Below are 20,910 nucleotides of genomic sequence, written 5' to 3' on the forward strand. Positions count from 1 at the left end.
TGTATTGGCAGGCCGAAGAGATCGGCGGCGATGCAGGAGCGCGGGATGGCTGGCGAGCTTGATGACAGTGCGATGTTGCTCGAGCTCAAGATCTGGATGGACGGCGCGCGCGCGGCGCTGCCGGGCCATCCAAAGATCCGTTATGCGGATGAACATCTTTCGAAGATCAACAACATCGCCGAGCAGCTGAAGGCCGAGGCGCGTGAAAAGCTGTCCGTGCTCGAGAGGCGGTATGAGCCGGATCTGCAGACGCAGATCGCCCCGGGCGGCGTTGCGGGTTCATTTTCAAAGGCCAATACGAAGCTCGATACCTATGCGCGGGAGCGGCAGGTAATCGTCGATGAGTTTTCAGCGCGCAATGACGGGCTGTGGCGACAGCGAATGGTGCTGACGCGCGATGTCCTGACAGCGGTAGAGCGGCAGGAGATGAAGCGGATCGGCCCTGTCGGTCAGCAGCGGCCTGCTTTGGAACGCTTCACGGGACATCAGAGCAACGTGTCTGACACCTTGATGACGCGGCTTCGGGCGCGGGCCCTCGAACGCGTGGCCGAGGTTGAGAACGCGCCGAAACCTGGCATTGAGATGGAGCGCTAGCGCCGGCGCCGGGCATGCGCGTAGGCTTCCGTTGGCGGGAAGATTTTAAGTGTTGGAAGGCCTGCTGGCGAGAGGCGGGATTAGGGGGCTGATCCATGAGTGTGGAGAACCGGAAAGCCGTTCCCGGACGCACCACCGTGCTGACGGGAACGTGCCGTTTCTCGAGGAAGCACGTCGATCCCTGAGTGCGGGACAACAACGAATGCCGACAATGGATCATGCGGAAGTGCGGCGAGATGGGGAAGCTATGAGCTTGCTATTCGACGCATGTACCCGGACGGCGGGTACGGTTTTCCGAGTGAGGCCGCGAAAGAGCCGGCGTCAAGGGTGCGCAGGAGCCCGAGCCGCGTAGTCCGAAGGAAGCGGCCCGTGCGCTTTGAGAGCACGGGCTGCAAGTCTTAAAGGTCGAGCTTTGGGCTCTTGGCTGCGGGTGTGGGATAGCACAGGGTTTCGTTGCCGGATTCGATGCAGGTCAACTTCTGGTCGGGGGCGGGCGCAAGGTCTTTGGGCCAGCAGCGAGACACACCAGGGCTGGTTTCCCGGCATTCGAGGTCGTCGCTGGGGGCGTCGGGCGTTTTTGCTTCCGGTTTGTTGAGCCGGTATGAGTGATTGTCGGCCTGATTTCCGGATTCTGAATTTTCAGTGGCTGGCGCGTCCCAATCGTTGAGTGGTGGGAATTGTCTGTCAGTCTGATTTCTGGAGGAGGGGCAATCGCTGCTTGTATTTGAGATTAACTCGTCAATTGCCAGCCCAACGGCTGCGCCAAAAGAAAATGTGGCAGCAAGTGATGAAATAAAAAGTCGCTTGGACATAACGGTGGTTTCTTTCTGGATCGTCTCCGTAATTGTTGATAATTGGCTGGTATTGCATAATTTATTACGATAATGCAAGAAAAAACTCTTTTCTGCATTTATCGGCAAAGCCGTGAAAGCTCGCTGAGCTATTTCTCTATATAGAAATTACCGCGACTGCCGCTGGTTTGGTTGGCGCCTGCGAGCTGCGATTTCTGCGATTTGCGAAGCTGAGGTGGAGAGGGTAACAATATTGCTTTCTTGGGGAAACTCGGAAGACTCGAGCGCGGCCAGCCCCATTCGCTTTTATTGATGTCAATTTATAGTTGTTTTTGAATGCGCGACATACAAAGGCGTGTCTATTTGAAGTCGAATGCCATTTTCTGGTAACATGGAAAAATGTACAACCAATAATTGAGGGAAATCATAATGAGTGCATGGAAAAAAAGAGCCGTAAAAGAACGGACGAAACTGGTCAATTCGTTGACCCGCTGGCGGGTGATCCGCAAAAAATCGCAGCAGGACCTGTGCCGTGACGTGGGGTCGGCGCAGGCGCAGCTGTCGCGGATCGAGGTCGGGACAACAGGCTTATCTTTGGGTCTGGTTCTGGACATGAGCAAAGCGCTTGATTGCGAGCTGATGGTGGTCCCCACAGAGCTGCGTCCGCAGGTGTTTGCGATCGTCGATCGCTTCGCCCAGGAGCGCGAGCTCGATCTAGGCCCGCGCATCACACCCGGGCGTAAACGGGGCAGCGGCCGGGAGTTTCACGCCGGGATGCTGGGCTCGAAGTTACCGGTGGGCATGGGCGCTAATACTTAGGCATCGGTCTCCCCTGCCGCAGCCGGATCTCCGATCGGGATCATGCCGGTCGAGGCCGCTTTCAACTTTTTGAGGGCGCGAGTTTCGAGCTGGTGAACACGCTGCGGCGTGATGCCGAGCTTTTCAGCCAGGCGCGCGATCGTCGGCGGATTGGGAGCGAGCACACGTTCGCAGACGATCTGACGCTCGCGGTGGGTCAGGGTTTTGACGAGCTTGCGCAGATAGTCTCGCTCCTGGATTTGGGAAACGAGATCTTCGGGCGTTGGGGCAGGCTCGAGGACGGGATCGGAGGACGTGAAAGTTTCCACGAGAGTCCCGTCCTCCGCGGAAAGCAGGGGCGCGTCTGCGGACACGTCGCGGGCAAGACGTGCTTCGACAAGGGCGACGGTGGCGATGGAGATGCCGAGCTTGTCTGCAATCGTTTTCTGATAATCGTGGGGCAGGACGCCGGCGTTCGCTTCAGCCAGCTTGTTGCGCTCGAAGCGGACGCGGAAGAAGGCGCGCTTGGTGTCGCCGGTGGGGGTGACGGCCACTATGCTGTGGTTTCGCATGATGTAATCTTTGATGGCGGTGCGGATCCAATAGGTGGCGTAGGTCGCAAAGGAGGCGTCGCCGGCCTTGGCGGGGTCGAAGTTGTGGATGGCCTGAACGAGAGCCAGGGTGCCTTCGGAGATGAGGTCGTCCAGCGCGATGTCGTAACGGCCAAAGGTTTTGGCTAACCTATAGACCAGGCCCTGGTGGTTCTTGACCAACTGGTCCAGGAGGCGGGGGGCGCGCGTTGCGTGGTACTGTGCGGCCAGCGACAGGTTCTGAGCCTTGTCGAAAACGGGTGCCGGAACCGGAAGGGGCTTGCGCGTCATGAATCTGATTTCCTTCGCAAAAGGCGAGATCGATGACGGCGAGTGAACGGCCGAAGGGCTCCGGCGCGAAGGGTAAGGTTGTTACCCTTCGGAGCGGGCAGGGGGGAAAAGTCGGGGGGAAAAAGCCGGTCGATCCGGCGCTCGTTTATTTTCCGGATGGGCTCAAGCAGCACTACATGGATCTGTTGCTGCGGTACAAAAAGCAGCTTGCGCAGGAGAGCCGGAAGCGTGTCGGTTGGCAGGCGATCCGGGATCAGATGATGGCGCGGGAGGATGCGCTGGAGGCAGAAGAGAAGCGTCGGTTGGGAGTGGACGTTACGGTCGACCGGCCGCGCAGCGATTTGCTGAAGCTCGATGACTTAAAAGGTTGGTTCAATCCCCAAAACACCCATCTGCCATCGGACCCGAAGTTCCAGTACATCGACCGCTATATTCGTGGGCTGAGGGCGGAGGGCTTGCTGGATGAAGTTGAGCGCGCGGCGTCGGACGCGAAGCGGGAGTATCATCGCGAGTGTCTGGCGATATTCTATCAGCCGCAGAAAGCATTTCAGGGTAACGAGCCTGCTACCCACCAAGGCGAGCTGGCCAGGATTTTGGACAGCACGATGTTCGTGGCCTATTGCCGGCCTGAGACCGATGACCCGTCCTTTGAAAGGCAATATCTGCTGTTGCTGTTCTGCCATGCGTTCAAGGGCAATATTAGCCCGGTCGATGTCATCGCATGCGTGATCCCGCCAAGCCTCGAAGCCGGGCCGTTGCGGGTTGGAACCGTGCAAACGACAGCACTGGAGTGTTTGCGGCGCCTCGATACGCTGTCGTCGCGGCTCATCTACCTCTATTCCGGGTTTATCGTGCTGGAGCGTTTCGGGCTCGCATCTCCAATGAGGACCACGGGGGTTTCGGCAAGCCTTACTCTCAGCAATCCGTCGGGGGCAGGCGTGTCGCAGTCGATGCTGACCTCGTTCCTGCCGCGTCATTTCAATCCGCGGGTTTTCCTGTTCCCCACAGCCGCCGAGGAGCAGGACGCGGCCATTCCGGTGAACGCGGCCATTGCCTGGCCGGTTGATGGAGGGGATCTCTTTAGGCAGCTGGGCGTGGAGATTATTTCTCAGTCATCGACGTACTGGATCGATCGGCCGCGTTCAGATCCGTTGGCTGGCTTCGTGCAGGTCTCGGAGAGAGGCCCGCAATATGGATCGCTTCTGGAATTGCGGGACAAGTTTGCCATTGGGTATCGCCCGTGCTGAAGCCGCGCGCACAATCCAAAGAGGGGCCGAGACGGAAAGATCCGAACCTGTTCACAGCGGCTCGGGCAAATGACATCGTCGAATTGAGCGAGGCGCTGTCGGCCGGCAAGCAATTAGACGAAGTCGACTTCGAGGACGGGTTTACGCCGCTGCATACGGCTGCGTTCAATGGGAGCGGGGACTACCTTCGTGAAGCGTTGCGTCACCACTCGGCCAATCCGTGGCTGCGAGACCATCAGGGCTATCTTGCGATTGATCATGCGGACGCGCGTCGGGACTATGAAATCTCCAGGCTGCTGTACGAGGCCATGTATCCCGGCGGGGCGGTGCCGTTGGCAGAGCCCGAGTGACTACACGTCTTTGCTGCTGTGCTATTGCGCGTTTTAGCTGTCTGACACGAAGAGATTTGGCGGGATCATTCGATCTCCTGGTCTTGGTCATTGTCATTGAACGGCCTTGGCGGATCGCGGTCACGATCGGAGCGGAAATCTGCGGCGCGGTTGCGCAGCTTGTCCATGAAGGTCTGCGGGTCAGCAGCCTTTTTGAAGTCCTGGGTGCGATCGAGCGAGAGAGCCAGCTTTTCGAAGTCGGCTTTGCGGCGCTCGATGAGCTGGTGCCATTCTGCCTTGTTCTTGGCGAGTTCGCCCCGCTGAATGAATGTAAGGTCTGCGCGCGCGCGGCGGTACTCGATGACCGCGGTTTCGGATTCCATCTTATAGGCGGCGACGACAGGGAGCATGGCTGCCCTGATGGCCTTGCGCTGGCGCATATCCAGCTCTTGGCGGCGCTGCGAGAGCTGCTTGTCGAACATGGCCTGTCGCTCGGTCGCGTTTCCGATCCCGCGCCAGAGCTGGGTCAGGATGGAAGGGCGCGGGCCGTCGGCAGCCGAGTGGGCGATGTCGACATTGCGGAAGAGGTTCGAAAGACGCCCGAAAGTGGATTTTTCGCGCGCCTCGAACTGTCTTCGTTCGGCGATCTCTGCCTCTTTCAAGGCTCGCCACTGGGGCCGGAACGTCTCGATGATCTGCACACGCGCCGCCGCCTGCCCTTTCCGGGCTTGTTCGCGGATGGCATGGCGGCTTTGCAGGAAGTCTTGCTGCAAGGTATCCCATTGCGTCTTGTGGCGCTTTTTCAGCTTGTGCGAGCGGTTGGCCTGCTCTTTGGCCAGCGCATGGTGCTTGTGGCGCAGCTCGATGCGGCGATCGGGGTTGTCGTTGACCGAATGCCGGATGAATTTCTCAGCATCAATGATGTGACGCGGGACCGCGCGATATTTGGTTTTCTCGCCGCGGGCGCGGGCCTCGGCGTTCAATTCGCGCTGAGGTGAATAATGCTGACCGCGTTGGCGCTGGTATTCGAGCGCCCAGGCCGACAGGTTGTTCCATTCGTTGGAATCGTCGAGCAGCGTGCCATTGTCGAGGGTGCGGTTGATCAGGATATGAACGTGGGGGTGCTTGGTATCGTTGTGGGCGATGATCAGCGACTGCTGATTATCGGCGCCCAAGGCTTTGAGCGCGCCTTCGATGGCGGCCTCCATATCTTCGCGCGTGAGGGTGTCCTTTTCCTCGGGGTGCCACGTCAGCACGAGATGCTTGACGATGTTTTTCTGCTTGCGGCCCGTTAAGGGAATTCCGGCCTCTTTTTTCCGCTGCGGAGCGTCGATGGCTATGGCGGCCATCACGCGCCAGGCGGTTTCCGGATTTTGGGTGGCCAGGTTGCGCGTCATCGTCCACGCAACTCGCTTGTCATTGAGTTCGTGCTTGGATCCTTTCAAAAGATAGGCGGCGGCGCCTTTGAACGAGCGCCCATGCAGGATGCGCGGGTTCAAACCGACCTCTTGACCAGTTCATCGAGGGTGTTGGCCACTTTGTCGGCGAGAGTCCGCCAGAAGTCGCGCTCGTCCTGGCCTCGGTTGGCGGCACGCGCGATCTGGTTGATGTTCACGCCGATGGCGTTGACCTCGCGGATCAGCTGCGCGTCTGCCATGGGGCGCGGAACCGAGATCACGAGATTCAGTCCGGCCCTTCTGAGGTATTCGGCGACGGAGAGTCCCGCCTGGGCGGCTTGCTGCCGGTAATAGTGGTCTTCCGCAATGGTGATGCGGATTTTGATCTGAATGCAGCGCAGCTCGTCCTTCTGCTTGATGGGACGGCCGCCGCGACCTGTGATGTTGCTCAATAGGATCCTCCATAGCTGTTTTGACTGTGTTGTGAAGTGGCGGCCCGGCTTAAAGCCGGAACGCGCATGACCCTGCCCGGCCATAAGGCCGTGGCGGGTGTCGTGTGCGCGGGCCGTGCGCTGTGGGGGGATGGCGAGCCGTTAGCTTATGTCAGGGGATAAGCTATCCGCTTGCCGGGGTCCGGGGCGGCCGTTGCCCCGGTGTGGTGTCGGGCACATGCCCGACCCTGGATGGGTTGAGGGAAACCGGGACGGTTTCCTCACGAGATGCCGACCATTCGGATAAACGTAAACGGTGGCGAAGCCCCGTTTTACGTCCGAATGGGAGGGTTTTTGGGTACCAAAAACACATCTCGCTCCTCGTTCGGCCTTTATATTAGGCCTCACTCGGAGAAAAAATGCAAGAATTTTCGATTATGGGAATTAAAAGCTGCCGTCGATTTATTCATATATCGAAATGAAGCCAAATAAATCGCCGGCTGAATATGGAATCGTTGCCACGATACTTATTCTAGCATAGGACGCGGGGCAACACACACACGTATGCGGGTAAGCCCTGCTTACGCTCGGCCATAGCGCATCCTTGGTGTATGCCCGCATGTGGAGCGGCGGCTTACGCACGCCGCCCAAGGCCGCCTTAAAGCCCAAAAGGTGGCGGCCTATCTGGAAAGAAAGCGCCCACCCGATGAAATACAGGAGCGGCAAGGATTTCCACCCAAGATCAGAAGCTTCGCGTGCAGCTTGATGCGGCTGAAAGTGCGCAGTGCAATCAAATCTTCAAGGATCATGGTGTTTCGGGCGGCAAGCAGACGGCGCCCGCACGAAAACTACTGCGACGCCAGCATCTGCACTGAAAAAGAGTGGAAATCATATCGCTCGCCAAAAGTAATAAAAACACTTCGGTACGCGAGAGCAATTCTATTTGATTTGTGTCAGTACACTATGTAATCCATAGATAGAATATAAAATACAATGAGAAACGGAAAAACAATTATGAAACTTATCGTATTAAGTTCACATTTTGGAGAAAGGGCACTGGTAAGGGGCGCGCGTTCTGGAGAGTACTTTTCGATGATCGAGCTGCTGGATGCCGGAGTGGACGTTCATGCCGAGAACGATCTCGCACTATGGAACGCTGTTGACACTAATTTCTTGTTATTGGCTCAGGCTCTCATTAAGGCCGGAGCGGATGTGAATGCCTGCGATGGCCGGGCGCTGTTGACGGCTGCCCATCACGCCAACGAGGATATGGCGAGCCTTCTAATCCGATCGGGTGCGAAGGTGGACGCACAGGACTATGCGGCTCTAAGAGCAGCCGCGATGCATGTGGCTTCGGGGAAGGGTAAGGTCTTCGACGTCATTTTGAACGCGGCGCTGAAGGACAGGTTGCCGGCGGCTATACCATCGACAGCTCAGGCACCAGCACCGGATATGTCCTGACGCCGCCCGCGACTTTAGCCGGACGATTGCCATGTACCGGCCGGTCGGATGGCCTCTCCATATATTTGAGATCGTGGGGATGGCTAGTCATATCGCACCTCCGCAACGTGAGGGAGCTGGATTGCGGCTTCGTGGGCGAGCATGGCACTGGTCTGGACGGCCTGGCCAAGCTGTTGAACATCGAATGACGTGAGCGCAGAGATATCGCCGTTCTTGAGGATGCGTGCGGCGATCGCATCGGCCGTTTGGGTTTCGATCTCGAGCTTGCGGATCACCGACAGAAGATAATTGTATCGAAGAGTGTTCATCATCGGTCCTTTCGTTTGGTAGAAAGAGAAAGGCCCGCCCTGCGAGGGGCGGGCCTTTTGAGCTTAGATTTGCTCGAGGGCGGGAGCCGCATAGGTGTCGACGAGGTGGCCGTTCAGCTCGCCCGTCGCCGGATCATACGGCTCGTTTGCTTGATGGGCAGGCTGGGGAGTGCTGCCCTTGGTTTCGGTGGGAATCAGAAACACCACGCCATCGCCGAGATTGGCGAAGGGGGAAGCGGGATCCAGGTGGTAGTCTACGATACCGCCCTTGCTGACATCCTTGCGGGGCCAGACAGTCGCGACGCGGACCATGGCACCCAGGATATCCTGCCCTGACTGGGTTTTTCCGCGCTTGGCGCAGAAACCCAGCTCGTAGATGGGGTAGGGCTTGTCCGGATCGCGCTGCTCGGGAAGATTGGGCGGCAGGAGGAAGACGACGCCGTCGCCCAGAGCTCCGAACGGGGATGCGGCTTTGGTATAGAAATCGACTAGACCGCCTTTGGTGGCATCCTTGCGTTCCCATACGGCGGCCAAGCGGACCATGGAGCCGAGGATTTCGCTTCCGCGACCGTCCGTGCCTTTCTTGGCGCAAAAGCCAAGTTCGTAGATAGGTGCTTTATTTGTTGTTTGAGTAGTCATGATTGTAAGTTTCCTTTCTTAGGAGTTTTTTCTGGCTGGACCATCCAGCCATGCACTTTGCCCATCCGGCGCATAGGGCCGGAAATGCAACGACCTTCGCGGTGCTGGTGCGGAAGGTCGTTGCAAGCGCGACCGAAAATCATGACGTCGCGCGGTTTGCCGGACGCGTCGGATAAAAGTGCTGGTAAGGCTGGCTGGTTCTGACGGGAAAAATTTCAGAGAAATCGTGAAACGCGGGGCGTGACGGTTCAAACAGACGCTAACAAAAGCGCCGATCTGAGAGACCTGTTTTCGGTGCCTAGGCTATCCTTCGTTGCGAGGGATGAAACCCATGGGCGTTTTCAAGGGGGTGGGCTCGGCCTGATCAAAGGTGGGTGGTTTGGTTTCGATTGGGTTCCGATAGACGTACTCCGGCGGGTAATTGCTCGGACCGTGCTTCAAGACGCAAAGCATGTGGCGGCGGACGATCTCAGGCATACGCACGTCCCGGTGTGCGGGCAGAATGGGGCTGTCGTCTTCCGGATAGGGGGCGTTGTGCAGTGTGATGGAGCTCAGATGCCGTTGCACGGTGCGTGCGTTGCCAAGCCAGCATCCGTTCAGGACTTCGGGGGCTGCGCCGGGATCGAGATGCATGAAGGCGGGAAATCCAGCGTCTTCGTCTTCGGCACGCATCAGGGCATGGATCGCATCATGGTCAGCGAAGATGACGCCTTTGTAGGCAGCTGATACGCCGGGTGTTGTGGTGGTGCGGATGGTGTTCATGACAACGCCGCAACCCCAGTCTTTGGCGATGCGGATTGTCGTGTGCCCGATCAGGATGCGGTCCGGTTCGCGGCTGGAATACTGATAGCTGACATAATCTCCTTCGATACGACGCAGGATGCGCTCGTTGGCCGGCGTCACCGCTCCAAAATAGCTGGGCAGCATGAGCATGGCGTGATGAAGGGGGACGGGCCAGTAGCCTTCCTGTTCCAAGAACGCGGCCACGGCGGCTGCGTGGTGCGGATTGGGCTTGTCCTCCGTCGGCGAGGCGATTTCGCGAATGGCATTGCGGTCAATATGGACGCCGCCCGGTCGGTCGACGGTCTTGAAGGTCTTAAGACGGGTCTGCAGGCAATCGATGGGATCTCCGTCGGGCTTTTTATTGAAAGCCAGAGGAATGTTCTTGTCCTTGATGTAGCAGCGGATGGCTTCGGCCAGATAGAGCCGTTGCGGCAGGCTGGTTGGGTCGAAGGTCATGTGATCGGTGACTCCCCCCAAAAAAATTCCGAAGCCGGAGCGTATCGCTGTTGGGTGGCGGTTTGAAGTGCCGGGCCTGCTCAAAGGTGCTCGGGCCTCGCGTGAGGTGTCCGGGTCACCCGGTTGAGGGCTTCAATAGCGAAAAAATCGCCGGAGCGTGCGCGCGAGGGGCTTGAGAATGGGCGCTGTTTGGTTCCAGCAGCGCTGGCTGCAATGGGAGCGCAGGATCACCGCGAATTTCGCAACGGCAGGGGTGATTGAGAGGGGCCGGAGCTTTTCCAAGGCTTGTGTGACGCGCAATGCGATGTCGCCGTTGGGAAAGGAAAGCCGATGTCAAACGCAAGCTCTCAGTTCGATGTGCTGGACGACCCTCTCTACATGCGGACGGCATTTTACGGCGCGTTTTCTGCGCGGATGTTTGGCGATGGGGTGATCCTCAACCGCACCAAGCTGGGGATGGGGCTTCCCGTTCCGCTGATCATGGAGCGGTCGTTCGAAAGCTACATCCAGCCGGACGTGGCGGTCGCCGATATCGAAAAGCTGGCGCTGCGCGCCGGCGTGCATTTGAGCATGGGCTATCTGCTCGATCAAATGATCAAGGAAAAGCGTGCCGAGGTGCGCGGGTTCGAAAACTGGGCCCGCAAATCGAAGCTCAATCTCGGACTGGGCGACGTGTGAGCCGGCCGCGCGGTTCCGCGGCTTGATGTGCCAAAGAAACTAAGGCGAAAGGACTAGCGATGAAGATTTTCAAGCGTCTGCTCGAGTGGACCAAGGGCAAGCTCGGAGCGAAAAAGGAAACGGCGTTCGGCTGGGATATGAACCTGCCGACGAAGGAGGAGGTTGAGGAAGGCCAGCGCCGTATCGTTCGCAATAAAAAGCGCGGTCGGGCGCACGCGGTCTCAGCCAAGTTGGCGGAGCTTGCCGTGATCGCGGCTGCGCTGCTGACCTGCGAGATGGTCTACAAGGGCTTGAACTACGAGCTGGCGCGCTCGCTGGGTGCAACGCTGGACAACTCGCTGATGGCGCTAAGCGTCGCGATGACGCTTTCGATGTGTATCTATATCGGCTTCCTCAAGGCCTCGAAGCTTTCGACGACGATGGATCGCACATCCGCGTTCATCGGCGGGTGGGTGTGCATATTCCTGTTCTGCTGCTGGGCTGTTGGAACAAGCAGCTGGTACGCGTTCATGTCGACGACCGGCATCCCGGCGCTGGAGATGCATCTCAACGCTGCAACCGACAAGCTTGAGAAGGCCGTTGCCAGTGCTACGGCGCAGATCAAGAACGCGCGTGGCATCCCGACGGCAATGTCGGCGAAGGCCGCTGGTTTCTCGGCGCGCGGAACGTCGGAGGCTGCCGGCGGCGGGGCGACCGGAGCCCGCGGCGCTGGTCCGCTGTCGCAGTCTCTTGAAGGTGCAGCAGCGGTTCTGAATACGGGTTCGGAAGAAATCCGTGGCGCGATCGAGAAGGCCGATGCGGAAGCCGTGAAAATGCGCGCCAAGCTGGCCGAGATCTCGGTGGCTGTAAACAACCGCGATCTCAAGATGAGCGAGCGAGAGGGCGTGTTCGTAAAGGGTGCGTCGGAGCTTCGCTCGATGATCGGAGCGATGAACTCGGCCGGTCTTGGCGAGATGGTGCGTTCGTCGCTGGCAGCGGTGGAATCGGCGGTATCGGCCATGCCGACCGACGGCTCCAAGGTTGGCGCGCGGCAGGCGGCGGCGATCGACCAGACCCGCCAGGACATGGCGGAGATCGCTGGCAAGCTGAGAACGCTGATCGATGAGCTCTCCGGCGCTGAAGCCGTCAGCGGTTCGCTGGTGGAGTCGGTCTCGATGTCGGAGGTGGTCTGGGAGTTCAAGCACAAGTTCAAGCCCGCCCTGGCGCTCGCGATAGGTATCGATCTGTTCGCTGTCTGGGCGCTCGTCTTCCTGGGTCTGCATGGGCTCGAGGAAGTGCGGCGCCGGGAAAAGCGGGAAGCGCGCGTGCGCGGGCTGCTTGAGCTCGATGACGTGGTCGGCAAGGAGCTGCTCAATCCGGATGTGCTGGCCAAGATTGCCTTGCCGGGGGCGGAAAAGGGTGCTGCAGCGCCGGTTGGCAAGAAGAGAGAGCGCGCGTAAGCGCGCTCTTTTCCGCAAAATAGCAAATGAGAGAGGAATTTTCACGGAGAGACAGATCTTGCGCTTGAGGTGCAGGAGACGGTTCCCAACACCGAGATAGAAGACTGAAACGAACGATTGAGGTTGCGAAATCGGAGCGTTTTTAAGGAAAGGAAGGACAATGGGCAAGCTGGGTGATGTTGGCGCAGGGATCTTGGATTTTGGCACGGTTTGCGTGGTCGGTTGCGTGACGGGGTCGATTGGATTGCTAGTCGCATTCAACATCTCGCGCTCTCTTCCTGATGATCCGATCTGGTCTGAGATGCGATGCGTCGCCGGAATTTCGTTCCAGGGTGATGACAAATGCTTCGACAAGAAGCTGAGCGAAGGCCTGTCGACGATGGAGAAAACCTTTCAGCTGGAGTTGCAGGAGCGGCAGAAGGCGTTCGATCTTCGAGAGCGTGATCTCGATCTCATGATCAAGAAGCGGAACGAGGAGATTGCCGGGCTTGAAGGGCGCGGCAAGGCGCTTGAGGACGAGAAAGCGGGACTGGATCAGAAGCGGGCGGAGCTTTCCGAACAACTCGCCAAGCTGGAGGCGCTGGAGAAAGCCTCTACCTCGTTCAATCTGTTCAAAAGCAACGCGTTCAAGCGCGGGATCAATGTCCAAACCGGCGTTGAATACAAGTCGTTCGTCCGGAATCAGGAATGGACCTCTTCCTGGTGCTACGTCCAGGTGCCGAATGACCAGGGTGTGACGATCAAAGTGGACCTGGCCAGAAAGCGTCCGGGACAGGCGGTGATGAAGGAAACGATCTCTGCGGCGGAGTTGGCGCAGATCCGTTTCACGGCCGCTGAAATGGAAGAAGCCACGGGTTTGTGCTCGTTTCCGAGCGAGAGTTCGTGATGGCGGGTGAGCGTGGTGGCGGGGCTGCGCAAAGGCGTGCCCCGCAATTTTTTGACCAGAGCCGGGAGTTGGAGCGATGGCTGGCGGCAAGAGCGGAGCTAACGGGCAGGGGCAGGAGGCGCGCAAGAAGACGTCGCCGGCGTTGCAGTCCGTAATTGTGCTGGGTGGGCTCTATTACGCGCTGAAGGACGGCTGGGCCTGGCAGTATGTGCCGCCAGAGTTTGCGGAACAGGCGCGCATTGGATTTATGGTCGTGGCTGGGTTTTGCGTTCTGCAGCTTGTGCTGGCGGCGCTGCGGTTTCGGCTGCGCTTCAGAAAGGCGTTGGATGCCGAGCGGCCGAAGGAATCGACGCATTCGGCGCGGATCGCGACCGTCGAGGATATCGAGGACTCCGGGATCTGCGTCGAGCAGGGCTCGTTTGCCAGGCTGTTTGGTTCGGTGAAGAACAAGGTGGCGTTTTATGCCGGGGTGGTGGGTCGCAAGGTTCTGCTTCTGGAAGCCGTCCATATGCTGATTGTTGCACCTTCGGGCGCAGGCAAGAACCGGAATTTGGTGTTCATTTTTTTGGGACTGATCGATCAGCCTTGCGTGGTGACGGATGTCAAAGGCGAGAACTTCGAGGTGACATCGGCATACCGGGCGCGGCGCTTCGGGCAGCGGGTCATTCGCCTCGGGGTCGGCGGATCGGAAGCTTACAATCCCCTGGATCTGATCAAGGACGGCCTTGCGGCCGGCGGTGGGGACGTGCTGACCGATGCACGGACGATCGCGCTGGCGCTGGTGCCGGAGCCCAAGGACGAGCGCAATTCCTATTGGCGCCAAGGCGGCCGTGACGTGATCACGATTGCGATGATCGGTCTTTGCGTCAAGGATCCGCAGAACGCCAGTCTTTCTGCGATTCAGGCAATCGTGACGGATTTGAATATGTTCCTCGCGCTGTGCGAGGAGGTGGAATACGACAGCGCGCTGGAGGGCGATTTAGCAATCATGGCCCGCGGCATGATCGGCATGGTCAACGACAAGAAAACGGGCGGTCTGCAGGAATACATCAACGTCGCCAAACAGGCGATGATGCCCTATGCGAAGTCGGGAATCCTGCACAAGCTGACCGAGAAATCGACGTTCCGGTATCGCGATCTAAAATACAAGGATGCGCGGGGGCGTCATCTCACGATCTACAACCATTTCGACAGCTCGCGGCGCGTGGTGTTCGAGCCGTTCGGGGCGATGCTGAACGCGTGCATGCTGCTTGAGCTTCAGCGCGATCCATGCCCGCAGCGTGTGGTTTTCATGAATGATGAGGCGGCAAACTTCGTCGTCAAGGATCTGCCCAAGCAGCTGACGATCTTACGCGCAGACGGCAATGTTCACGTGATCAATGTCTGTCAGTCGCGGGCGCAGATGCGGGCGACCTGGGGCGCGGAAGGTGAGCAGATGATCCTCGACAACTCGGATCTGAAGCTGTTCTTCGCGATCTCGACCGATGAGGAGGCCAAGAAGGTCAGCGAGCTTTGCGGGACCCAGAATATTCTTTCGCCATCTTATGCGCTGGGCCATGCGGCGAGCGATGGGGTTGGTGAAAACCGCTCGATTTCACAACGTCCGGTGCTGACGCCGGAGATGGTCCGGCGCGAGAAGCGGGCGATTGTGCTGTATCGGCAGGAACGGGTGATGCTGGTCAGCCTGCCGGGTTATGAGCGGTGCGAACCGATGCGCTCTAAATATGCGGTCAATCGGCGCTACGGGAACAAGCGGTTCAAAGGACCCAAGGAGGTGGTGTTCTGATGGCGTATGTCGTGAAACCGTTTCCGGAGCCTGATGATCCACGCAATCCCAAGGGCGCGGTGCAAAGAGCGCTGTGGCGAACTGTAAAGCAGAGTTTGGCGGAGTCGAACATCAGCCTGAACGGCCGGCTGGTGGTGTTCGGTGCTTTGGGCTGGATGCTCTATGTGTGGGGCAATCCGCACATTCTCTATGACTATGCCTATTTGGGGACCGGCGCGGCGCGGACCTATACGCGGTGCGATTATCTCGGGCTGGATCCGTTCCGGACCTTGGGCCCCAATTGCCCCCTGATGCGCTGGCGGGAGTGGCCGAAATACTGATCGCGTTGGCAAGGGGAGCCCGGGCCTGTGGGGCAAGCGCTGGGCGCTTGTGTGACGCGGGGACCGGAAGTCCACGATCATTTTCTTAGCATTTGGATGTTTCGCCGACAATTACATTTCCTAATTGTCCGAGAATTGCGTCTCAAAGTTGCAAGTATACTTATCTGATATGTAAAAGTGTTCATCTCGAAATGCGCAGAAAACAGCCAATAAATGAAGTCTTAAAATCAAATAATTGACCATCTATGGTTGATTATGAAAATATCACTGTACATATTTAAATCTAATTCAACTTAAAAAGGGAGTATCCAATTATGAATACAAACGCAAACAACATTAATAACAGTACGAAAGCCAAGGCCATTACAGTGACATTGGAGGAGGGCTCGCAGCGCTCGGTTCAGATCAGCGGCATTCGTTACCTGCAGATCGTAAATGGTCTCAAAGGCGGCGATGCGGATGGTTCGTCGGGCGGGTTTCAGTGCAAGATCTACGAGGCGGGTAAAATCGATCCTACCTACGCCCGCGAATCTGTGAAGGATCTGCGCTCGAGCGATTTTCAGCTCGTTTATGTGGGCGGCGGCAAGTATGCGGTGCGTGGCAACATCATGCGCCTGGAGCCGATCACGCCTGAGCAGAAGAAGATTTTTGCGGAGCAGGCGAATGCATCGGATACCTCGAAGTTCCGGACCCGGGTGGTGCTGACCAGGGAGCTTGGCTCGTTCTGGGCGACCAAGACGATTGCGGAGCTTAACGAGCGCGGGGTTCGTTTCGTGAGCATCGGCGATGGAGCAGCCGTTCATGCGATGAACATCAAGAAGCTGGGCGAACTCAAGGACGATGATCGCCAGAGGATTTCGGCGAAATACAATATCGATGGCAGCGGTTTCCAAACGCAGGTGACGCTGCAGGGTGAGGACCGTCCGAAGGTTTCGCGCCTTTCGCTGGTTGAATTCAGGTCGCAGGGCTTGGATCTGGTGGATATTGGCGAGGGCGATACGGTGGTGCGCGAGAACATCAAGTTCTTCGGTCCTTTTACCGAGGAGGATAAGGCGCGTGCGGCGCATTCCGGGATCAACGCTGAGCGCTTCGTGACCAAATTCACGCTGGCGAACGGCAACGGCACTGTGCTCTCGACCATTGGCGTGGATGAGCTGAAGACGGCCTTGAGGGCCGTCAATATCGGGTACGACCGCTATGTGCCGGCGGCAAACATCGCACAGGACAGGGTCGCCGCGTTTACAAAGGATGAGAAATCGTCGCTTTCGCAAGCGGGCTACGATGTGCAGCGTGCATGGAAGTCGTCCGTGGCGTTGATCAATGGCATGGCGTTGAGCCCTGCCACGCCGGAGCAGATCAGGCAGCGGTGCGAGAAGGCGCTGGGCACGTCGGGGGGCGCAACGACAGCGTCGGAAGAGCCGCCTGAGCTGGGCATGGCGTAACGATAAGGAGGAGCAGAAACGGGGCGCCGCTTGCGGGGCCGATCGTCAGGCGGCGCCTTTCTGCCCCCACTGTGTGGAGGATAAAAAAATGGAATACTTACGTCTGAATAAATCGATGAAGGTGCGCACAAGTGACATTCTGTATGTTCGCAAGGTGCGTGAGAATGAAGCTCTGGGGCAGGATCGGGATGGTCCGATTGATGCGCCGCGCAACGCAGCCGTGATCGTGCTGCGGGACAAGAGCAAAGGGAGGATCGTAACGCCGGTGTCGTTTGAAACGGTGATGGAGCGTCAAGGTTTTGTCGATATCGGAGCCAACCGTTACGTGCCGGTCCGGAACGTTGAGGAGCTGAACACCAGCCCCGAGGAATTTGAAGGCAAGCGTTATCGCGTTATCTGGCTGAAAGGGTTCAACGGCGTACTGAGCTCGATGGTTGCGCTGCATGAGCTGGAGGGCCGCTTGGCCGATGCGCAGCGCAAGCAGGATCGCCTCGACGATCAGGCCGAGATGCTCGAGCGGATAAAGAAGAAACTGTTGAACCGGGCGCGGGTGCCGAAAATGGAGGTGGCAGATATCGAGGTGCCAGGGGGGATGCACCAGATCCCGCACTTCGGTTTGGAAATGGCCGCCTAGATGGCAGGTCAGCGGGCTGCACAGCCGCGCGCGTAGAAAGCCGCCTCTGGGAATGCCCGGGGGCGGCTTTCCCTTTAAGGTGAGGCACACCTCTTACCTTTCCCTGTTCTATAACTGACCCCGGAGCAATCCGGGGTCTTTTTTTATCCAAACGGGGGAAGGCTCAGTTGCGCAACACTCAAAGCTCGGCTCCAGTTTCTATGTCGTGCTCGGCGGAATATTCGGTGGTCGATTCCTCGTAGCGGGTGCTGACCTCGAGCAAGACGGTGCCGGCTTCGACATTGATCTCCAGCTCACCGAACCCACCTGAATCGTTGTACCAATCGATATCCGTGAACGCGAGATAGTCATCCGTGATGGCGGTTATGGCGTCCGAGAGCGTGCAGGCCACGGGTTGGGTCTGATAGATCCATTGCCCGTCGTCGAAGACGCTTGTTCGCTGGAGGACGGTGACTTGTTCGTTGAGTATGGCTTCGGCATTGCTTGCCGGTGTGAGGCCTACGTCTTCGATCGCGCCTTCGTCGCCGCCGCCGTTGAAGGTCACGGTTGCGGCCGTGATGCAATGGCGGCGCAGGACGGGAAGGACGGCGCGCAGGTTGTCCATGTAGTGGTGAAGGTCTTCATGCAGCGGGTTGGCGCTGAGAGCGCTGGATGGCTGTGCGATGCCGAGAAGCGCATGGATCTGGGCTCTGGTGGCATCGTCTGGGAGTCTGTTGAAGCGGGTGCGGATCTGGGCGATGCGGAGCGGAGCGTCCGGCTGGCCGGTGAGCTGCAACTCGGTTGTGAAGCGCCGGCCATCGATCAGCATGGCAAGGATGGCGCAGGTGCCGGCCTTGAGTTTGTCGTGGTAGGCGGCAATGCAATGGCGCTGGCGGAGGCCTTCCATGCCGAGCTTGCGGCTGGTGCGGATGATATAGCCGGGGAAAAAGGTGGGGAGATGCCGGGCGAAGGCCGAAACGTCGTAGGTGACGTTGTCCTCGGCCAGGCGCTTCAAGGCTTCGAGGCGGGAGAGCTTATCGTGCTCGTCTTTCCAGCGCGATGGCGACCAGGCCAGATTGATGCGCCGGTGATTTTTGCGGGCCATGGCGATGACGTCGTGGACCGGCACGTTCTTGAGGCGCATGCTGAAATATCCGGCCGCGAAGGCGATCAGGCGGTTGGTGTCGCCCGATTGCTCGCCAGCGTCGAGAACGATGCCGACCACGTCTTCAGACAACTGGCCCGTGGCAAGGAGTTGGCGGAAGGGCTCGGCTGCTTTGCGCGGGAGCAGGGCGAGCCGGGTTTCGATGCTGGGCGTGTAGAGCTGCTCTGTCATGCTGCGGTCCTCCGGGTTTGAGCACCGACTTTGGTGGCGCGCTGCATCCAGGGCTCAGGTTTGATGCGGCTCAGCCATTCGGCGACGGTTGGGATCTTGCCGCAGTCCTCCATGACGTGCTGTTCCCCGATGTAGCGCACGGGCACCTGTTTGCCGCCCGAATTGATGATGGTGATGCCGAAAACGCGTTCGGCCTCGAAGATCCCTTCGGCGTGGTGGCGCAGAGCCCGGTGGCGGAAATCCGGGAAGCTCTCCTTGGTGGCATCAAACCAGCTGTGGATTGGAAGATAGTCCTCAGCTGCGCCTCCGAACAATTTGGCGGATGAGACGGCGTGGTAGTGCGGATGGGTCATTTGCGCTCCTTTCTGCCGGAGCTCTTCTCTATTCTGCCCCGGGCTTCGCCCGTGGGGAAGCCCTTCTCGGGCTCTTTGCCGAGGGAGGGTGTCTCGGAATTTTTGTCAGCAAGGGCTTACTGAGAGGGTGGTGTCATCCAAGCATTGTAGTGTGGTGTGCTGAAAGATTGAGCGCGGGCTGCCCTTGATCTGCGCTTGATTTCTTCCAACACGTCTTTTTGTCTAGGGCGCAATGCCTGGGTTTTTTGTGCGGGGGTCGGCATGGATCGCACTTTGAGATGGGTTGTTGGGTCGCAAGTCCTGCTGCTCGGTCTACTTCTGGCGGGCGGGTACTTCGTTTATCAGCGCATCACGGCTCAGGACGCGGTGTTGCAGGAGTTGCAGCGCAAGCTCGACACGCTCGGGGCGAAGATCGAGGAGGCCCATCTGACGGTGTGCAATCTTTCGCTGTTTCCCTTGTGGTGGACCGCCGCCGTGCGTGTCAGCGAGGATCGGGCGCGGTTGAGGAGTGGTCATCTGAAGAGCGGCGATTGTGAACGGCGGACGCTCGTGCACCGGTCAGGCTTCGGTGAGATTTATGTGCATGGGCATTCCGGTGCTCATGACGAGGTCGCGGTGGAGGCGAACGGGAAGATCAATGCGTTTTTCGGCAACGCGCTGGCCGCAGACGACCGCGTGGTGATCGAAAGTCAGTACGATACCGTTTACTACCACGGCACGGCGGATGTGATTTATTGCAGCGCCGTGAAGGAAGGAGCAAAGGGGCGGCCTTTTGCGAGCGATGAGTCCTGCGAGAACGGACAGCTTCACGGGTACGGGCTTGCTGCGCGGTCAAGCGGTGGATCGCGGGAGTGGGCCTACGGGTTCGAGATTCCGAACTGGCCGCTGCTGCAAGGGAGCGTCACGGCTCCGTTGCAGGAGGTCAAGCTGGCGCAACTGCAGCTCAAAGCGCTGCGGAAGGCTATCGAGCATCAGATGCAAGAAGCGCGGGAGCTGGGCGGGCGGACGATCGTCGGCTATCTCGGCGCGAAAATTGTCGACAGCAATTCTCCCCTGAGTCCTGGGGTCGAGATCGAAACGGCGATGGCGCAAGATATTTTCGGCGCGGCGCAGAAGATCAGCGCGGGTGACACCATCCTGGCGATCAATGGCAAGCCGGTGTTTGCGATCATCGATCTGGAAGCCGAGATCCAGCGTCATGCCATGGATATCAAGCGCGGGATCAACAAGGAGATCTCGCTCAAGATCGTGGGTGATGCGTGCCCGGAAACCTGCACGGTGCCGGTCTATTACTTCTTCAACGAAGGCTATTCCGGGCAGGCCAGCGAAGGCGAGGCGATGGCCTGGGGGGTGAGCAACGCCTTCCTCTACGGCCAGGCAACTTGGGTGAGCTGCGTGGGCAGCGAACTCGGGAAGCTCGGGGTGAATATTTTCGGCGCGTTCCGGGAAGTCTTCAACGCGATCCGCGAGGAGCGGCAATACAACGAGAACAACGCGGAATTAATGAAACCCCGCACGGCCGAGGAAATCGATTTGTGCATTTGGGAGAATGAGCAGCGGGCGGCGCTCTCGCGGCAGACGCAAAAGCACTACTACGCGCAGGCGGAAATGTTTGGGATCCTTTTGCCGACCGGGGTCGGGTCTTATTTGAGCAAACCGCTACTAAGGGGCATGGGCAAGGGTGTGATCAAACGCGGGGCGGGTCGTGCGCTGGCGTCCTCGATGATGGCGGAGGTCGTGGAGACGTCACTTTGGAGCTTCAGTGCCGGCCCGCCGGGGCTGAGCTTGCAGGAACGTATGACCTCGGTTCGCAGCGATTTGCCTTATGCCGTGGGGTTTGGGGTCGCTGGGGGTACGTTGATGAGCGCGCAGGCGAGCAAGGCGAAGTATAAGCGCCCTCAATAGAGCGGAGCGAACATGCGGATCGTAGGGCTTGTGCCGC

The 20,910-nt window shown here is 58.7% G+C and carries 23 protein-coding genes; 14 read left to right on the forward strand and 9 right to left on the reverse strand.

All coding sequences use genetic code 11. From position 1 onward, the window contains the following. Nucleotides 1–45 precede the first annotated feature (45 nt). The gene (locus tag F812_RS0104685; RefSeq protein ID WP_156827255.1) at nt 46–594 is read left to right on the forward strand and encodes a hypothetical protein; all 549 of its coding nucleotides are present in this window, start codon (nt 46–48) and stop codon (nt 592–594) included. Nucleotides 595–992: 398 nt separating this feature from the next. On the opposite strand, the gene F812_RS26365 is transcribed toward F812_RS0104685, so the two are convergent. Further along, nucleotides 993–1,484 carry a hypothetical protein gene (locus F812_RS26365; protein ID WP_156827256.1) on the reverse strand — a complete coding sequence of 164 codons (492 nt, stop codon included), beginning with the start codon at nt 1,482–1,484 and terminating at the stop codon, nt 993–995. A 330-nt stretch (nt 1,485–1,814) separates the two neighbouring features. Between F812_RS26365 and F812_RS0104690 the strand changes: the two genes are divergently transcribed. Then, nucleotides 1,815–2,204, forward strand: coding sequence for a helix-turn-helix domain-containing protein (locus F812_RS0104690; protein ID WP_083929070.1), 390 nt, complete (start codon nt 1,815–1,817; stop codon nt 2,202–2,204). Here F812_RS0104690 and F812_RS0104695 read toward each other — a convergent pair. Then, a complete protein-coding gene (locus F812_RS0104695) occupies nt 2,201–3,064 on the reverse strand; it encodes a sigma-70 family RNA polymerase sigma factor (protein WP_020084803.1) in 864 nt (287 codons plus the stop codon). The genes F812_RS0104690 and F812_RS0104695 overlap by 4 nt on opposite strands. A 32-nt stretch (nt 3,065–3,096) precedes the next feature. On the opposite strand from F812_RS0104695, the gene F812_RS0104700 reads away from it, so the two are divergent. After that, entirely contained in the window at nt 3,097–4,311 is a 1,215-nt protein-coding gene (locus F812_RS0104700; protein ID WP_020084804.1) for a hypothetical protein, read from the forward strand. Continuing rightward, on the forward strand, nt 4,305–4,661 hold the full coding sequence (locus tag F812_RS0104705; RefSeq protein ID WP_156827257.1) for an ankyrin repeat domain-containing protein: 357 nt from the start codon (nt 4,305–4,307) through the stop codon (nt 4,659–4,661). Before F812_RS0104700 ends, F812_RS0104705 begins: the two co-directional genes overlap by 7 nt. A 65-nt stretch (nt 4,662–4,726) precedes the next feature. On the opposite strand, the gene F812_RS0104710 is transcribed toward F812_RS0104705, so the two are convergent. Together F812_RS0104710 and F812_RS22575 are read right to left on the reverse strand one after the other, a co-directional pair. After that, nucleotides 4,727–6,139 (reverse strand): relaxase/mobilization nuclease domain-containing protein, encoded by a 1,413-nt coding sequence (locus F812_RS0104710; RefSeq protein WP_020084806.1) that lies wholly within the window; start codon nt 6,137–6,139, stop codon nt 4,727–4,729. Next, a complete protein-coding gene (locus tag F812_RS22575; RefSeq protein ID WP_020084807.1) occupies nt 6,136–6,489 on the reverse strand; it encodes a plasmid mobilization protein in 354 nt (117 codons plus the stop codon). The genes F812_RS0104710 and F812_RS22575 overlap by 4 nt, the downstream gene beginning before the upstream one ends. Before the next feature lie 707 nt (nt 6,490–7,196). Here F812_RS22575 and F812_RS27260 point away from each other — a divergent pair. Both F812_RS27260 and F812_RS0104720 read left to right on the forward strand, forming a co-directional pair. After that, on the forward strand, nt 7,197–7,343 hold the full coding sequence (locus F812_RS27260) for a recombinase family protein (RefSeq protein WP_083929072.1): 147 nt from the start codon (nt 7,197–7,199) through the stop codon (nt 7,341–7,343). Between the two features lie 139 nt (nt 7,344–7,482). Next, on the forward strand, nt 7,483–7,929 hold the full coding sequence (locus F812_RS0104720; protein WP_342446739.1) for an ankyrin repeat domain-containing protein: 447 nt from the start codon (nt 7,483–7,485) through the stop codon (nt 7,927–7,929). Nucleotides 7,930–8,012: 83 nt separating this feature from the next. Here the strand turns inward: F812_RS0104720 and F812_RS0104725 are convergent, their stop codons facing one another. From F812_RS0104725 to F812_RS0104735, 3 genes are all read right to left on the reverse strand, one after another. Then, a complete protein-coding gene (locus F812_RS0104725) occupies nt 8,013–8,240 on the reverse strand; it encodes a hypothetical protein (RefSeq protein WP_020084809.1) in 228 nt (75 codons plus the stop codon). A gap of 60 nt (nt 8,241–8,300) precedes the next feature. Beyond that, a complete protein-coding gene (locus F812_RS0104730; RefSeq protein ID WP_156827258.1) occupies nt 8,301–8,876 on the reverse strand; it encodes a hypothetical protein in 576 nt (191 codons plus the stop codon). A gap of 303 nt (nt 8,877–9,179) precedes the next feature. After that, on the reverse strand, nt 9,180–10,115 hold the full coding sequence (locus tag F812_RS0104735) for a hypothetical protein (protein WP_020084811.1): 936 nt from the start codon (nt 10,113–10,115) through the stop codon (nt 9,180–9,182). A 330-nt stretch (nt 10,116–10,445) separates the two neighbouring features. On the opposite strand from F812_RS0104735, the gene F812_RS0104740 reads away from it, so the two are divergent. The 7 genes from F812_RS0104740 (at nt 10,446) to F812_RS0104770 (ending at nt 17,300) form a co-directional block, all read left to right on the forward strand. Continuing rightward, nucleotides 10,446–10,793 (forward strand): hypothetical protein, encoded by a 348-nt coding sequence (locus F812_RS0104740; RefSeq protein ID WP_020084812.1) that lies wholly within the window; start codon nt 10,446–10,448, stop codon nt 10,791–10,793. 59 nt (nt 10,794–10,852) lie between these two features. After that, a complete protein-coding gene (locus F812_RS0104745; RefSeq protein WP_020084813.1) occupies nt 10,853–12,232 on the forward strand; it encodes a hypothetical protein in 1,380 nt (459 codons plus the stop codon). Nucleotides 12,233–12,392: 160 nt separating this feature from the next. Continuing rightward, complete coding sequence (locus F812_RS0104750) at nt 12,393–13,118, forward strand: hypothetical protein (protein WP_020084814.1); 726 nt, start codon at nt 12,393–12,395, stop codon at nt 13,116–13,118. Nucleotides 13,119–13,194: 76 nt separating this feature from the next. After that, complete coding sequence (locus F812_RS0104755) at nt 13,195–14,904, forward strand: type IV secretory system conjugative DNA transfer family protein (RefSeq protein WP_020084815.1); 1,710 nt, start codon at nt 13,195–13,197, stop codon at nt 14,902–14,904. Then, nucleotides 14,904–15,224, forward strand: coding sequence for a hypothetical protein (locus tag F812_RS0104760; protein WP_020084816.1), 321 nt, complete (start codon nt 14,904–14,906; stop codon nt 15,222–15,224). The genes F812_RS0104755 and F812_RS0104760 overlap by 1 nt, the downstream gene beginning before the upstream one ends. Nucleotides 15,225–15,538: 314 nt before the next feature. Further along, nucleotides 15,539–16,666 (forward strand): hypothetical protein, encoded by a 1,128-nt coding sequence (locus F812_RS0104765; RefSeq protein WP_156827259.1) that lies wholly within the window; start codon nt 15,539–15,541, stop codon nt 16,664–16,666. Nucleotides 16,667–16,754: 88 nt separating this feature from the next. Further along, on the forward strand, nt 16,755–17,300 hold the full coding sequence (locus tag F812_RS0104770; protein WP_156827260.1) for a hypothetical protein: 546 nt from the start codon (nt 16,755–16,757) through the stop codon (nt 17,298–17,300). Between the two features lie 178 nt (nt 17,301–17,478). Here F812_RS0104770 and F812_RS0104775 read toward each other — a convergent pair whose 3' ends face one another. Together F812_RS0104775 and F812_RS0104780 are read right to left on the reverse strand one after the other, a co-directional pair. After that, nucleotides 17,479–18,615: a DUF6878 family protein gene (locus F812_RS0104775; RefSeq protein WP_020084819.1), complete on the reverse strand. Its 1,137-nt coding sequence runs from the start codon at nt 18,613–18,615 to the stop codon at nt 17,479–17,481. Then, entirely contained in the window at nt 18,612–18,968 is a 357-nt protein-coding gene (locus F812_RS0104780; protein ID WP_020084820.1) for a DUF6915 family protein, read from the reverse strand. Before F812_RS0104780 ends, F812_RS0104775 begins: the two co-directional genes overlap by 4 nt. 261 nt (nt 18,969–19,229) lie before the next feature. On the opposite strand from F812_RS0104780, the gene F812_RS0104785 reads away from it, so the two are divergent. Continuing rightward, entirely contained in the window at nt 19,230–20,873 is a 1,644-nt protein-coding gene (locus F812_RS0104785) for a PDZ domain-containing protein (RefSeq protein WP_020084821.1), read from the forward strand. Nucleotides 20,874–20,910 lie beyond the last annotated feature (37 nt).

Source organism: Hyphomicrobium zavarzinii ATCC 27496, assembly GCF_000383415.1.
Classification (GTDB): Bacteria; Pseudomonadota; Alphaproteobacteria; order Rhizobiales; family Hyphomicrobiaceae; genus Hyphomicrobium_C; species Hyphomicrobium_C zavarzinii.